The 15,100-nt window shown below is 70.6% G+C and carries 10 protein-coding genes; 5 read left to right on the top strand and 5 right to left on the bottom strand.

The annotated features are described in order from the left end of the window. Positions 1 to 49: 49 nt before the first annotated feature. Positions 50 to 649: a TetR/AcrR family transcriptional regulator gene (locus ACFQ79_RS08510; RefSeq protein WP_383580302.1), complete on the bottom strand. Its 600-nt coding sequence runs from the start codon at positions 647 to 649 to the stop codon at positions 50 to 52. A gap of 151 nt (positions 650 to 800) precedes the next feature. On the opposite strand from ACFQ79_RS08510, the gene ACFQ79_RS08505 reads away from it, so the two are divergent. Genes ACFQ79_RS08505 through ACFQ79_RS08495 form a run of 3 tightly spaced genes read left to right on the top strand, consistent with a single transcriptional unit; the run spans position 801 to position 3,917 of the window. Beyond that, entirely contained in the window at positions 801 to 1,757 is a 957-nt protein-coding gene (locus ACFQ79_RS08505) for an ABC transporter permease (protein WP_383580299.1), read from the top strand. Continuing rightward, the gene (locus ACFQ79_RS08500) at positions 1,750 to 2,586 is read left to right on the top strand and encodes an ABC transporter ATP-binding protein (protein ID WP_383580296.1); all 837 of its coding nucleotides are present in this window, start codon (positions 1,750 to 1,752) and stop codon (positions 2,584 to 2,586) included. Before ACFQ79_RS08505 ends, ACFQ79_RS08500 begins: the two co-directional genes overlap by 8 nt. Positions 2,587 to 2,612: 26 nt before the next feature. After that, positions 2,613 to 3,917: a glycosyltransferase 87 family protein gene (locus tag ACFQ79_RS08495; RefSeq protein WP_383580294.1), complete on the top strand. Its 1,305-nt coding sequence runs from the start codon at positions 2,613 to 2,615 to the stop codon at positions 3,915 to 3,917. 72 nt (positions 3,918 to 3,989) lie between these two features. Here ACFQ79_RS08495 and ACFQ79_RS08490 read toward each other — a convergent pair whose 3' ends face one another. Continuing rightward, on the bottom strand, positions 3,990 to 8,963 hold the full coding sequence (locus ACFQ79_RS08490) for an NAD-glutamate dehydrogenase (RefSeq protein ID WP_383580291.1): 4,974 nt from the start codon (positions 8,961 to 8,963) through the stop codon (positions 3,990 to 3,992). 434 nt (positions 8,964 to 9,397) lie between these two features. Here ACFQ79_RS08490 and ACFQ79_RS08485 point away from each other — a divergent pair, with 434 nt between their 5' ends. Beyond that, positions 9,398 to 9,952 (top strand): DJ-1/PfpI family protein, encoded by a 555-nt coding sequence (locus ACFQ79_RS08485; RefSeq protein WP_030324431.1) that lies wholly within the window; start codon positions 9,398 to 9,400, stop codon positions 9,950 to 9,952. 158 nt (positions 9,953 to 10,110) lie between these two features. Here the strand turns inward: ACFQ79_RS08485 and ACFQ79_RS08480 are convergent, their stop codons facing one another. Both ACFQ79_RS08480 and ACFQ79_RS08475 read right to left on the bottom strand, forming a co-directional pair. Next, positions 10,111 to 10,782 (bottom strand): HAD family hydrolase, encoded by a 672-nt coding sequence (locus tag ACFQ79_RS08480; RefSeq protein WP_073913306.1) that lies wholly within the window; start codon positions 10,780 to 10,782, stop codon positions 10,111 to 10,113. 69 nt (positions 10,783 to 10,851) lie between these two features. Next, entirely contained in the window at positions 10,852 to 11,358 is a 507-nt protein-coding gene (locus tag ACFQ79_RS08475; RefSeq protein ID WP_383580288.1) for a DUF6912 family protein, read from the bottom strand. Positions 11,359 to 11,636: 278 nt separating this feature from the next. Between ACFQ79_RS08475 and ACFQ79_RS08470 the strand changes: the two genes are divergently transcribed. After that, a complete protein-coding gene (locus ACFQ79_RS08470) occupies positions 11,637 to 12,125 on the top strand; it encodes an Rv3235 family protein (RefSeq protein ID WP_383580285.1) in 489 nt (162 codons plus the stop codon). An 84-nt stretch (positions 12,126 to 12,209) separates the two neighbouring features. Here the strand turns inward: ACFQ79_RS08470 and secA are convergent, their stop codons facing one another. After that, positions 12,210 to 15,023: a preprotein translocase subunit SecA gene (secA, locus tag ACFQ79_RS08465; RefSeq protein ID WP_383580283.1), complete on the bottom strand. Its 2,814-nt coding sequence runs from the start codon at positions 15,021 to 15,023 to the stop codon at positions 12,210 to 12,212. Between the last annotated feature and the right edge of the window lie 77 nt (positions 15,024 to 15,100).

The raw sequence follows: 15,100 nt of genomic DNA, 5'->3' as shown, positions 1-15,100 counted from the left end.
ATCCCGCCCGACCGGTCGGCGGTGATCCCTCCGGCGGTCTTCCGCGCCCTCAGGCCTTGAGCGCCGCCACCGCCGACCGCGCCAGATCGTCCACGTACCCCGCGGGCAGGGGCGTACGGACCACGACGAGGCGCCAGTAGAGCGGCCCGACGACCAGGTCGAGGGCGCGGCCCGGGTCGGTGCCCTCGGGGAGTTCGCCGCGCGCGACCGCCTCGCGGACCACCTGGCTCACGACGCCGCGCTGGCCGTCGAGCAGCGCGGCCGTGACGGCCTCGGCGATCTCGGGCTGCCGGGCCGCCTCGACGAGCAGGTCCGGGATGACCTGCGAGGCGACGGGGTGGCGCAGTGCGTGCGAGGCCACCTGGAGGAGCGCGCGCACGTCCCCGAGGAGGGAGCCGGTGGCGGGCGCCGGCAGGCCCTGGGCGGCGAAGGCCCCGACGAGGTCGAGGACGAGGGCGAGCTTGGACTTCCAGCGCCGGTAGACGGCGGTCTTGCCGACTCCCGCGCGGCGCGCGATGCCCTCGATGGACATCCGGGCGAAGCCGACGGCCGCGAGCTCCTCGAAGACGGCGGCGCGGATGGCCTCGGTCACGTCCTCGCGGAGTACGGCTGCTCCGGCGGGCGCGCGGCGGGGGGTCGGATCGGTCATGAACCGCATCCTAACCAACTGCGACAACCCGATGCCGTCACGACGATACGGTTGCGTTCCGACGTCGGAGCACCCTAATCTCCCCGTAGCGACGATACGGACCCGTTCCATCGCCGAGGATGCCCGCACCCTTCGTCGAAAGCGCCCACCCGTGACCACTCAGACGCTCCCCCCGCCCCAGCAGAAGCCCCCTCCCCACGAGGCCCCTCTCCCCGGGGCCTCGCTCACCGGGGCCTCCGGCGAGGACCTGCGCGCGCTCGCCCTGCGCCACGGCCTCACCGTCTGCGGCGCGCGCCCCTCCCTGCCCGCCTACGCCCGGCAGATCTGGTCCCGCCGCGACTTCATCACCGCCTTCGCGACCGCCCGGCTGACCGCCCAGTACAGCCAGGCGCGGCTCGGCCAGGTCTGGCAGGTGATGACCCCGCTGCTCAACGCCGCCGTCTACTACCTGATCTTCGGCGTCCTCATGGACGCCAAGGACGGCGTCGCCGACTACGTGCCCTTCCTGATCACCGGCATCTTCGTGTGGACGTTCACCTCGAACACGATCCTGGCCGGCACCCGGGCGATCAGCGGCAACCTGGGCCTCGTCCGCGCCCTGCACTTCCCCCGTGCGAGCCTGCCGATCTCACTCTCGCTCCAGCAGCTCCAGCAGCTGCTGCTCTCGCTCGCCGCGCTGGCCATGATCCTGCTCGGGCTCGGCGAGTTCCCCACCTGGAGCTGGTTCCTCGCCGTCCCCGCACTGCTCTGCCAGGCGCTGTTCAACACGGGGGTGGCACTCGTCCTCGCCCGTCTCGCGGCCCGCACCCCGGACATCTCCCAGCTGATGCCGTTCGTGCTCCGCACCTGGATGTACGCCTCGGGCGCGATGTGGTCGATCCAGAACCTGGCGGCGAGCGGACGCTTCCCCGACGGCGTGGTGCTCGCCCTCCAGTGCAACCCGGCGGCGGTCTACATCGACCTGATGCGCTTCGCGCTCATCGAGAGCTACACCTCGGCGCAGCTGCCGCCGCACGTCTGGGCGCTCGCCGCCGGCTGGGCCCTGCTGGCCTTCGGCGGCGGTTTCATCTGGTTCTGGAAGGCAGAGGAGACGTACGGCCGTGGCTGACCCGCAGAACACCCCCACCCGCACCTCCCCCCTCCTCACCCCCACCGTCGTGGCCGACGGAGTCCACATCACCTACACGGTGAACGGCGGCGCCACCGGCGGCCGGGGCGCCGCGACGGCCGCGCTGAGCCGCATGCTCCGACGCGGCGAGAAGCGGCCGACCGGCCGCCGGGTGCACGCCGTGAAGGGCGTCAGCTTCGTCGCGTACCGGGGCGAGGCAATTGGCCTGATCGGTTCGAACGGATCTGGGAAATCCACCCTCCTGAAGGCCATCGCGGGCCTCCAGCCCGTCGAACGGGGTCAGGTGTACACCGACGGACAGCCCTCGCTCCTCGGCGTCAACGCGGCCCTCATGAACGACCTCACCGGCGAGCGGAACGTGATCCTGGGCGGTCTCGCGATGGGCATGAGCCGCACGGAGGTCCGCGAACGGTACGCCGAGATCGTGGACTTCTCGGGCATCAACGAGAAGGACGACGCCATCTCCCGCCCCATGGGGACGTACTCCTCCGGCATGGGGGCGCGGCTGCGCTTCTCCATCGCCGCCGCGAAGAGCCATGACGTCCTGCTCATCGACGAGGCCCTGTCCACCGGAGACGCGCGCTTCCGCCGCCGGAGCCAGCGGCGGATCGACGAACTGCGGGCGCAGGCCGGGACGGTCTTCCTGGTCAGCCACTCGAACTCGACGATCACGGAGACCTGCGAGCGGGCCCTGTGGCTGGAGGCGGGCACGCTGCGGATGGACGGCCCGGCGAAGGAGGTGGTGGCGGCATACGAGGAGTTCACCGCGACAGAAGCCGGAACAGGGGCCAAGGAAACCGGCAAATAAGACATTAAGGGCTACAGTGCGGAAGGATGACGAACGATCACCCCCAGCCGCCGGCAGGGACCCGCGCCGAGCCCCCCGGCCTCACCGGGTCCCCCTTCGACTCGGACACCTTCACCTCCGCCACCTTCGTCACGGTCGGCCGCGGCCCCTACCTCGCCGTCGCCGCCGTCTGGCTGGTCACCCGCGTCGGCATGGTGCTGCTGCTCCTCCGCGACACCCTCGGCATCGGCGGCGTCCGCCGCGAGGTGGACCTCTACCGGTACTGGTACGGGCAGTTCGCACAGGGCACCTTCCCGCCCGGCGACGTCACCTGGCAGTACCCGCCCGGCGCGGGGCTCGTCATCATGTCGCCGGGCATCCTGCCCTGGCTGACGTACGTCCAGGCGTTCGTCGCGCTCACCCTCATCGCCGACGCGGTCGTCACCGCCGCACTCGCCCGCGCCGACAGCGCCCGGCTCACCCACGGCACCTGGATCTGGGTCTGCGGACTGCCGTTGCTCCTGCACCTGCCGCTCGCCCGGTACGACGTCCAGACCACCGCCCTCGCCGTCCTCGCGCTGCTCGCGCTCACCGCCCGCTCGACCGCCGCCCACCAGCTCGGCGGGGCGCTCGCGGGCATCGGCGCGATGGTGAAGGTCTGGCCCGCGCTCGCCCTGATCGGCACCCCCCGGGGCCGTACCACCCGCGAGGCATGGACCGCCGCGGTCGTCGCGGCCCTCGCCCTGCTCGCCACCCTCGCGCTGTTCTTCTCCGACTCCCTCGGCTTCCTGCGCCAGCAGGGCAGCCGCGGCATCCAGATCGAGTCGCTCGGCGGCACGGCCCTCGCACTGGCCGAGGCCGGCGGCATCTGGCCGGGCCGGGTCGCATTCCGCTACGGGGCCTTCGAGTACGTCGGCCCGTACGTCTCCAGCCTCGGCCACCTCGCCCTGCTGCTCACCGTCATCGCCTTCGGCTGGCTGCTCCTGTGGCGCGTCCGGGCCCACCGCTGGACCGCCGCCACCCCGCTCGACGCGGCCCTCACCGCCGTCCTGCTGTTCACCGTCACCAGCCGGGTGATCAGCCCCCAGTACATGATCTGGCTGCTCGGCCTCGCCGCCGTCTGTCTGACCTCGCGCAGCACCGTGATGCGCCCGGTGGCGCTGCTGCTGCTCCCGGCGGCCGCCCTCAGCTCCCTCGCCTACCCCGTCCTGTACGACCACGTCGTCGCCGGCACCACCCAGGGGCTGACCGTCATGGTCCTCCGCAACGGCCTGCTGCTCGCCGCGACCCTGCTCGCCGCCCGCCGCCTGTGGACGTCGACGGTCACCGGACCGCCCGAGGAATCCGCGTAGCACGGACGACGGACAGGAGAAGGGCCCCACCGGAAGACCGGTGGGGCCCTTCTCACGCCACTGCCTCAGCGGCTAGCTGTGCGTACGCAGCAGCGTGCGCATCGTCCGCATCGCCACCGACAGGTTCGCCAGGTCGAAGGTGTCCGAGCCCTGGATCTCCTCCAGGGTCGTCCGCGCGCGGCCCAGGATCGCCGCGTTCTTCTCCTCCCAGTCCTTGAACCGCTGCTCCGGGCTCGACGCGCCGTCCCCGGCCGCCAGGACGTCCGCGGTCAGCGCCGAGTGCGCCGCGAACAGGTCCTCACGGATCGACGCACGGGCCATCGACTGCCACCGGTCGTCGCGCGGCAGCTCGATGATCCGGTCCATCAGGTCGGTGATCCGCAGCCGGTCGGCGAGGTCGTAGTAGACCTCGGCCACCGCCAGCGGGTCCTTGTCCGTGCGGTCCGCGATCGCCACGATGTCGAGGATCGGGAAGGCGGAGGAGAAGCCGGCCACCCGCAGCGCGAGCTCCTCCGGCACGCCGACCTCGGTCAGCTCCTCCACGATCGACTGGTACCATTCCAGGTCCGCGCCGCGCAGCAGGTTCGGCAGCTGCGCCCAGACCTGCTCGACGCGCTCGGCGAAGAACTCGATGGTCTCGGTGAGCTGGAGCGGCTGCGGCCGGTTGTTGAGCAGCCAGCGCGTGCCGCGCTCGACGAGCCGGCGGGAGTGCAGCCGCATCCGGGTCTGGACGTCGGCCGGCACCTGGTTGTCGAGGGCCTCGACGGCGTCCCAGACCTGGCCGAGGCGGAAGACGAACCGGGCCGCGGTCTGCGCCCGGACGATCTCCTCGATCGACGCGCCCGTCTCCTCGCGGAGGCGGTGCAGGAAGGTCGAGCCACCGGCGTTGACGGTGTCGTTGACCAGGACGGTGGTGATGATCTCGCGGCGCAGCGGGTGGCCGTCGACGGCCTCGGTGAACTTCTCGCGCAGCAGCGTCGGGAAGTACGCGTGGAGCAGCCCGCGCAGGTACGGGTCGTCCGGCAGCTCCGTACCGATGAGCTCGTCGGCCACCGTGATCTTGGTGTACGCGAGGAGGACGGCGAGCTCCGGCTGGCTCAGACCGCGGCCGTTGTTGAGCAGGTCGCGGATCTGGCGGTCGTTGGGCAGGAACTCCAGGGACCGGTCGAGGGCCCCGTCGCGGCCCAGTCGGCGCATGAAGCGCTGGTGGGCGTGGAGCAGGGACGGCGACTGGGCGACGGCGTTGGCCAGGGCCGTGTTCTGCGCGTAGTTGTTGCGCAGGACGAGCTTGCCGACCTCGTCCGTCATCTCCGCGAGGATCTTGTTGCGCTGCTTGACGGTCATGTCGCCCTCGGCGACGAGCCCGTTGAGCAGGATCTTGATGTTGACCTCGTGGTCGGAGGTGTCGACGCCTGCGCTGTTGTCGATGGCGTCGGTGTTGACCTTGCCGCCCTGGCCCTCGGGGCCGCCGGTGCGGGCGAACTCGATGCGGCCCAGCTGGGTCGCGCCGAGGTTGCCGCCCTCGCCGATGACCTGGGCGCGGACGTCCTGGCCGTCGACGCGGATGGCGTCGTTGGCCTTGTCGCCGACGTCGGCGTTCGACTCGGCCGAGGACTTGACGTACGTGCCGATGCCGCCGTTCCACAGCAGGTCGACGGGCGCGTGCAGCACGGCCTTCATCAGCTCGGCCGGGGTCATCTTGGTGATGCCGTCCTCGATGCCGAGGGCGGCCCTGACCTGCGCGTTGACCGGGATCGACTTGGCGCTGCGGGGGTGGATGCCACCGCCCGCGGAGAGCAGCGAGGTGTCGTAGTCGGCCCAGGACGAGCGGGGCAGCTCGAAGAGCCGGCGGCGCTCGGCGTACGAGACGGCCGCGTCCGGGTTCGGGTCGATGAAGATGTGCCGGTGGTCGAACGCGGCGACGAGCCTGATGTGCTCGCTCAGCAGCATGCCGTTGCCGAAGACGTCGCCGGACATGTCGCCGACGCCGACGACCGTGAAGTCCTCGGTCTGGGTGTCGTGGCCCAGTTCGCGGAAGTGCCGCTTGACGGACTCCCAGGCGCCGCGGGCGGTGATGCCCATGCCCTTGTGGTCGTATCCGGCGGAACCGCCGGAGGCGAACGCGTCACCGAGCCAGAAGCCGTACGACTCGGCGACCCCGTTGGCGATGTCGGAGAAGGTCGCGGTGCCCTTGTCGGCGGCGACCACCAGGTAGGTGTCGTCCTCGTCGTGGCGGACCACGTCGAGCGGCGGCACGACCTCGCCCGCGACCAGGTTGTCGGTGATGTCGAGCAGCGCCGAGATGAAGGTCTTGTACGAGGCGATGCCCTCGGCCAGCCAGGCGTCACGGTCCACGGACGGGTCCGGGAGCTGCTTGGCGACGAAGCCGCCCTTGGCGCCGACCGGCACGATGACGGTGTTCTTCACCATCTGCGCCTTGACCAGGCCGAGGATCTCCGTACGGAAGTCCTCACGGCGGTCGGACCAGCGCAGGCCGCCTCGGGCGACCTTGCCGAAGCGCAGGTGGACGCCCTCGACGCGCGGGGAGTACACCCAGATCTCGAAGGCCGGGCGGGGCGCCGGCAGGTCCGGGATGGCCTGCGGGTCGAACTTCATCGACACGTACGAGTGCGGCGCGCCGTCCGCCGTCAGCTGGAAGAAGTTCGTCCGCAGCGTGGCCTTGATGACGGTCAGGAAGGACCGCAGGATCCGGTCCTCGTCCAGGCTCGCGACCTGGTCGAGGGCGGCGTCCAGCTCCTCCAGGAGCGCGTCGATCAGCTCCGTGCCGGCGCGCTGGCGCTCCGGGGCCATCCGGGCCTCGAAGAGGTTCACGAGCAGCCGGGTGGTGTGGACGTTGTTCCGGAGGGTGTCCTCCATGTAGTCCTGGCTGAACGTCGCACCGGCCTGGCGCAGGTACTTGGCGTAGGCGCGCAGCACCATCGCCTCGCGCCAGTTGAGCCCGGCGGAGAGGACGAGCGAGTTGAAGTTGTCGTTCTCGGCCTCGCCGGTCCAGGTGGCGGCGAAGGCCTCCTGGAAGCGCTCGCGGGCGTCGTCGCCGAGGTAGTCGCCGCCGTTGCCGGTCGCGAGGGGCATCCGCAGACCGAAGTCGTACACCCAGGCGTGCGTACGGTCGGCGCAGCGCAGCTCGTACGGCCGCTCGTCGGTCACCTCGACGCCGAGCCGGTTGAGCACCGGGAGCACGGCGGAGAGGGAGATCGGGTCGCCCGTCTTGTAGATCTTGAAGCGGCGCTCGCCGGGGCCCGCGCCGACCGGCTCGTAGAGGGAGAGCGCGAAGTCCTTGCCGCCGCCGGCCCGGGCGAGGGCCTCCAGGTGCACCAGGTCGGCCACGGCCGCGCGCGGCGAGTGGTCGGCCTTGTAGCCCTCGGGGAAGGCGTTGCCGTAGCGGCGGAGCAGCTCCGCCGCGCGCTCCTCGCCGCACTCGGCGTTGAGCGCCTCGGCGAAGCCGTCGGACCAGGAGCGGGCGGCCTCGACGAGCCGGGCCTCGATGCGGTCGACGTCGGCGTCGGTGAGCTTCGCCAGCTCGGTGCCGGGCTGGACGCGGACGACGAAGTGCAGCCGGGACAGGATCGACTCGGTGTTCCAGGCGGTGAAGTCGACGCTGGTGCCGTCGAGCTCCTCCTTGAGGATGTCGATGATCCGCAGCCGGACACGGGTCGTGTAGCGGTCGCGCGGCAGGTACACGAGGGCCGAGTAGTAGCGGCCGTACTCGTCCTGGCGCAGGTACAGGCGCAGCCGGCGCCGCTCCTGCAGGTACAGGACGCTGGTGACGACGGACCGGAGCTGGTCGGCGGGGGTCTGGAAGAGCTCGTCGCGCGGGTACGTCTCCAGGATCTGGAGCAGGTCGCGGCCGTCGTGGCTGTTCGGCGAGAAGCCTGCGCCCTCCAGGACCTCCTGGACCTTGCGCTTGACGACGGGAACGCGGCGCACGGACTCGGTGTAGGCGGCCGAGGAGAACAGGCCGAGGAAGCGGCGCTCACCGATGACGTTGCCGTCGGCGTCGAACTTCTTCACACCGACGTAGTCGAGGTACGAGGGGCGGTGCACGGTCGAGCGGCTGTTGGCCTTCGTCAGGATCAGCAGCTTGTGCTCGCGCGCCTTGGCGCGGACGTCCTCGGGCAGCCGGCTGAAGGACGGCGAGACGGGGTGGGCGTGGTGGCCCTCGTCGTCGCCCGCGTGCTGCGGGTCGGAGCGCAGGATGCCGAGTCCTGTGCCGGGCACGGCGGACAGGGCGTCACCGTTGACCAGCTGGTACTCGCGGTAGCCGAGGAAGGTGAAGTGGTCGTCGGCGAGCCAGCGCAGCAGCTCGCGGGCCTCCTCCACCTCGGTCGGGCGCAGGTCGGAGGCGGTGGGCTCGTCCGGGAGGCCCTCGGCGATCCGCAGAGCGGCGTCGCGCATCTTCTCCCAGTCCTCGACCGTCTCACGGACGTCGGACAGGACGCGCAGCAGATCGGCGGTGATCTGCTTGAGGTCGGCGCGGTCGGTCTCCCGGTCGATCTCGACGTGGATCCAGGACTCGGTGAGCGCGTCGTGCGGCAGCTCGCCCTGGATCTGCGCCGACAGGACCTCGATGAGCTTGCCCGTGAGGTCGCGGCGGACGAGGACCTGCGGGTGGATCACGACATGGATGCCGCGGCCCTGGCGCGAGAGCTCGTTGGTGACCGAGTCCACCAGGAAGGGCATGTCGTCGGTGACGACCTCGACGACCGAGTGGCTGCTGGTCCAGCCGTTCTCCTCGACCGTCGGCGTGTGGACGCGCACGTTCGCCGTGCCCTGCGGACGGTTCTCCGCGAGGCGGTAGTGAGAGAGCGCCGCACCGAACACGTCGACCGGGTCCCGGTCGCCGAGGTCCTCCGGCGCGGTGTGCAGGTAGTAGCGCTGGAGGTACTCGAGCACGGTGTCCCGGTCCGGGCGCTCCCCGGCACCCTCCGGGCCCGTCGGAAGTCGCCCCCCGACCGGGCTGTGCTCAGCTACCCGAGCGGCCCTTTCGAGCAGCTCGGCCTTGGCTTCGTCCAGCTTGGTCTGCATGTCCTCTGACTCCTGTCGCGCGCCGTTGCGTGACGTCGGTGGAAGAAAGGACACAACGACGCCTCGACGCGGTGATTCCGGTCGAAGACGACGTTATGCCCGAATGAGAGATGCCCGGGTCGTTATCGGCCACGGAGAGCGGCGCGCCCGGACGGAGAGGATCGGCGAACGCACTGTCGGCCCGGCCGCTGTCGCGGGTCGGGCGGCAGCCGGGGGCTTCACTGCCCCCACGGCGTATCGCGCTGATCACGGCAAAAGCCTATCGCCCTCGCCCCCCGAACCGTCATGGTCCGTATGTGTACAAAAGACGGGGTGGAAGTTTGACGTTCTGGACAGCGACACATGTCCTCTTGGCAAAGCGCCCCGACGCGGGCAGCGTGTACGCGAGCATGGGCGCAGCACGGCAGACCGACCATCTGTGATCTGGGAGAGCCATGGCGAAGATCCTGATCGTGACCGGGGACGCGGCGGAGTCGCTGGAGGTGATGTACCCCTACCAGCGGCTACTGGAAGAGGGCTACGAGGTCGACATCGCCGCCCCGGCCCGCAAGCAGCTGCGCTTCGTCGTCCATGACTTCGAGCCGGGCTTCGACACGTACACCGAGAAGCCGGGCTACACCTGGCCCGCCGACCTGGCCTTCTCGGAGGTCGACCCGGGCGCGTACGCGGCGGTGGTGATCCCGGGCGGACGGGCGCCGGAGTACCTGCGCAACGACCCGGAGCTCCGCAAGATCCTCAAGGCCTTCTTCGACGCGGACAAGCCGGTGGCCCAGATCTGTCACGGCCCGCTCCTGACGGCGGCCGTCGGCGGCCTGGAGGGCCGCCGGGTCACGGCCTACCCCGCCCTGGAACTGGACATGCAGGCGGCCGGCGCGACCTTCCAGGACAGCGCGGCGGTGGTGGACGGCCTCCTGGTCTCCTCCAGGGCCTGGCCGGACCACCCGACCTGGATGCGCGAATTCCTGAAGGTCCTCCGGGCGAAGGCCTGACCCGAAGGCCTGACCCGAGGGACCGCGTGCGTGACCGCGGGCGGCACCGCCGCCGGTGGTCGCGGGCATACGTTCGACGGGGCACCGGCCGGTGGGTGAGCGGTACCACGCACCCACCGGCAGGCCCCGAGCCCACCGCACGTCACCGGACGGACCCGTCAGACCAGCTCCTCCGCCACGGCGACCGCTTCCGCGAGCGAGTCCACGACAGGGACGCCCACCCGCTCCAGCGAGGCCCGGCTGTGGGACCCGCCGGTGTACAGCACCGCCTTCGCCCCCACGTGCCGCGCGGCGATCGCGTCGTCCGCCGCGTCGCCGATGACGACGACCCGCTCGGCGAGCACCCCTTCCAGCGCGGCCAGATGCCGCACCATGTGCCCGGACTTCCCGTCCGTGGAGGCGTCGACCCGCCCGTCCATCCGTACGAACCGCTCGGCGATCCCGTGCCTCCGCACCAGCGGTATCAGCTCGGCATGCGGCGCGAGCGACAGCAGTGACTGCGTGAACCCGGACGCCTGCCGCGCCGCGAGCAGCTCCGCGGCCCCCGAGGTCAGCCCGCAGGCCTCGGCCCGCTCCCAGTAGTGCCGGTGGAAGGCGCCGTCCATGACGGACCACTCGGCGTCGGTGGGCAACCGCCCCATGAGCCGCTCGTAGAACTTGGGCACGGGCACCGTGTAGAGCTCCCGGTACCGCTCCAGAGTGATCGCTTCGAGCCCCAGCTCGGCGAACGCCGCGTTGGTCGCCCCGATGACCGCGCTGATGTCGTCGAGCAGTGTGCCGTTCCAGTCCCAGACCAGATGCTTGCCGCGCAAGCCGTCGTGCTTCCCCATGGAAAGACGGTACCCGGCCCCACCGACAGACATCCAAGCCGGGCGACCCGGCCCCGGGACCCGGCGGTGTCAGCCCAGCAGCCCGGGAATCTCCTGCACCCCGAACCACAGCAGCTCGTGGTCCTCGGCCCCGTCGACGACGAACTGCGCGTCGTCGTCGCCCTGGTCCGCCGCGCCCAGCGCGTCCGCCGCCGCCGTCACGTCCGCCTCCGCGTCGTCCGCGTCCGCGTGCACGGCCGCCGCCTTCGCGAGCCGTACGGGCCCGGCGATCCGGACCTCGCCGATGGAGCTCACGGTCAGCGCCCCGTCGGGGTCCGTGGCCGCGTCCTCGTCGGCGACGTCGACGGCGAGGACGATCCGGCGCCGGGGCGCCTCGGGGTCCCCGGCGAGCAGCCGCAGGGAGGCGGACGCGGCCCGGTTGAGCGCCGCGTACTCCAGCTCCTCGATGTCGTCGGAGACGTACCACTCGCGCAGGGCGGGGGTGACGGCGTAGGCGGTCAGCGGACCGGGACCCAGCTCGCCCGCCTTGTGCGCCTGTGCGAGACCGGGGAGGGTCAGGGGGACGTACACGCGCATGGCTGGCCGCTTTCGTAGACGGAGAGGCCCTCAGGATACGTGCGGAGTCCCCCTTCGGGGTGGCCGGCCGGAGTCGGCGTACGTCCACTCCGGGAGGCCCCTCGCAGGACCCGCGGGAGCCGATTTTCTTCCGCGTCACCCGGATAGGTGATTCGGTTTTCGAGCCGTCGAGCGGCGGTGGACTCCTTGCGGCCCCTCCGAGCCCACCCGTACAAGATCCCCAACGGAAAGTTACCGATCGGTATCTCTCGGTGACACGACGGCAGGGGCAGGCCACCATGACCACCACCACCCTCACCTCGACCGGCACCCCGCGCCCCCGCAGGGCGCCCGGCGGCCCCGCGGGCACCCGGCCCCGCGGCCCGGCGGGCACCCACCCCCGCGTCGGCCACCCGCGCACGAGCCGGCCCCGCGCCCTCCCCCCGCACACCGTCTTCGCCGAACGCCTCCTCGCCGTGCTCAGCGGCGAACGCCCGGTCCACTGGATGCTCGGCCACACCGTCGGCGAGGCGTACGAACAGCTCGTCCGGATCGCCCCGGCGACGCCCCTGCGCTCCCTCGGCCCCCGCCCGGTCCTGCGCCGCTGCTCGGTCCAGGTGGACGAGGACCGGACGGCCGTCGAGGCCTTCGCGACGATCGCCGTCGGCGCCCGCGTCCGGGCCATGGCGTTCCGCCTGGAGCGCGGCGAGGACCAGCGCTGGCGCTGCGCCGCGGTGGAGCTCGACGGCCTGAGCGCGGCGACCCGCCCCGTACCCCGCCCGGCATGACGGAGGGGCCGGCCGCCCACCCGGGCGACCGACCCCTCCGCGAAGGACCCGGCGCGACGAACTCACCGCGCCGGCGGCCTCACGTCACTTCTTGCGACGACGCCCGCCGCCACCCGCGTTCTTCTGCGCCTTGCGGCGCTCCGCCCGCGTCATCCCGTCACCGGCGTCGACGTCGTCCGAGGCGAAGTCGCCCTCGACGACACCGCCGTCGCCGTCCACCGTCGGCGCGGAGAAGTGCAGCCGGTCCGGCCGCTGCGGGGCGTCGAGCCCCTTGGCGCGGATCTCCGGACGCCCGGCACCGGCCGGCACCGCGTCCTCCTTGTCGAGCGACGGACCGCTCGCCTGCACCGGGACCTCCTCGACCTGCTGCTCGACCTGGACCTCCAGGTTGAACAGGTAGCCGACGGACTCCTCCTTGATGCCCTCCATCATGGCGGTGAACATGTCGAAGCCCTCGCGCTGGTACTCGACCAGCGGGTCCTTCTGCGCCATGGCGCGCAGGCCGATGCCCTCCTGGAGGTAGTCCATCTCGTAGAGGTGCTCGCGCCACTTGCGGTCCAGGACGGACAGGACCACGCGGCGCTCCAGCTCACGCATGATCTCCGAGCCGAGCTGCTTCTCCCGCGTCTCGTACTGCTCGTGGATGTCGTCCTTGATGGACTCGGCGATGAACTCGGCGGTGATGCCCGCCCGGTCCCCGGCCGCGTCCTCCAGCTCTTCCACGGTCACCTTCACCGGGTAGAGCTGCTTGAAGGCGTTCCACAGACGGTCGAGGTCCCACTCCTCCGCGAAGCCCTCGGCGGTCTCCTGGCGGATGTAGTCGTCGATCGTGTCGTCCATGAAGTGCTGGATCTGCTCGTGCAGGTCCTCGCCCTCCAGGACGCGGCGGCGCTCGCCGTAGATGACCTGACGCTGCCGGTTGAGGACGTCGTCGTACTTCAGGACGTTCTTGCGCGTCTCGAAGTTCTGGGTCTCGACCTGCGACTGGGCGGAGGCGATCGCCCGGGTGACCATCTTGTTCTCGATCGGCACGTCGTCCGGCACGTTGGCCATGGCCATCACGCGCTCGACCATCTGCGCCTTGAACAGACGCATCAGGTCGTCGCCGAGCGAGAGGTAGAACCGGGACTCGCCCGGGTCGCCCTGACGGCCGGAACGACCGCGGAGCTGGTTGTCGATACGACGGGACTCGTGGCGCTCGGTACCGAGCACGTACAGCCCGCCGAGGTCCTTGACCTCCTCGAACTCCGCCTTCACGGCCTTCGCGGCACGCTCCAGGGCGGCGGGGAGGGCCGCGGCCCACTCCTCGACGTGGTCGACCGGGTCGAGACCCGCCTGGCGCAGCTCGGCCTCGGCGAGGTCGTCCGGGTTGCCGCCGAGCTTGATGTCCGTACCGCGACCGGCCATGTTCGTGGCGACGGTGACGGCGCCGCGGCGACCGGCCTGCGCGACGATGCTCGCCTCGCGGTCGTGGTGCTTGGCGTTGAGGACCTCGTGCTGGACACCGCGCTTGGAGAGCTGCTGCGAGAGGTACTCGGACTTCTCGACGGAGGTCGTGCCGACGAGGATCGGCTGACCCTTCTCGTGCTTCTCCGCGATGTCGTCGACGACGGCGGCGAACTTGGCGACCTCGGTCCGGTAGATCAGGTCGGACTGGTCCTTGCGGATCATCGGCCTGTTCGTCGGGATCGGGACGACGCCCAGCTTGTAGATCTGGTGGAACTCGGCGGCCTCGGTCATGGCCGTACCGGTCATGCCGGAGAGCTTCGAGTACAGGAGGAAGAAGTTCTGCAGGGTGATCGTGGCGAGGGTCTGGTTCTCGTCCTTGATCGCCACCCCTTCCTTCGCCTCGATCGCCTGGTGCATGCCCTCGTTGTAACGGCGGCCGGCGAGGATACGGCCGGTGTGCTCGTCGACGATCATGACTTCGCCGTCCATGACGACGTAGTCCTTGTCCTTCTTGAACAGTTCCTTCGCCTTGATGGCGTTGTTCAAGTAGCCCACGAGCGGGGTGTTCACCGACTCGTAGAGGTTGTCGATGCCGAGCCAGTCCTCGACCTTGGCGACACCGGCCTCGTGGATGGCGACGGTGCGCTTCTTCTCGTCGACCTCGTAGTCGCCGGTCTCCTCGATGCCCTTGAGCTGGTTGCCGGGCTCGCCCTTGGAGAGGCGGGTGACGAGCTTGGCGAAGTCGCCGTACCACTTCGTCGCCTGGTCGGCCGGACCGGAGATGATCAGCGGCGTACGGGCCTCGTCGACGAGGATGGAGTCGACCTCGTCGACACAGGCGAAGTTGTGGCCGCGCTGGACGAGCTCGTCCTGGGACCACGCCATGTTGTCGCGGAGGTAGTCGAAGCCGAACTCGTTGTTCGTGCCGTACGTGATGTCGCAGTTGTACTGCTCACGGCGCTGGGCCGGCGTCATGTTGGCGAGGATGCACCCGATGGACAGACCCAGGAAGCGGTGCACCCGGCCCATGAGCTCGGAGTCTCGCTCGGCCAGGTAGTCGTTGACCGTGATCAGGTGCACGCCCTTGCCGGAGAGCGCGTTGAGGTACGCCGGGAGGGTACCCACGAGGGTCTTGCCCTCACCGGTCTTCATCTCGGCGACATAGCCGAGGTGGAGCGCGGCGCCACCCATCAGCTGGACGTCGTAGTGGCGCTGACCGAGAACGCGCTTGGCGGCCTCACGGACCGTCGCGAAGGCTTCGGGCATCAGGTCGTCGAGGCTCTCGCCGTCGGCGTACCGCTGCTTGTACTCATCGGTGAGCGCCCGCAACTCGGCGTCGGAGAGGTTGACGAAGTCCTCTTCGATGGAGTTGACCTGGTCCGCGATGCGGTGCAGTTTGCGCAGGATCTTTCCTTCGCCTGCACGCATGAGCTTGTTGAAGACGGACACTGAGGCTGGTCTCCTTGCCGGTCGGGCCTGGCACTGGGTCTTGTCATGGACGCGAGCGCGGGCACGGCAGGTGGTCC

Source organism: Streptomyces sp. NPDC056480 (assembly GCF_042795405.1).
Lineage (GTDB): Bacteria > Actinomycetota > Actinomycetes > Streptomycetales > Streptomycetaceae > Streptomyces.
Note: the sequence above shows the minus strand (reverse complement) of the source record. Positions and strands in the feature narration are given on the sequence as shown.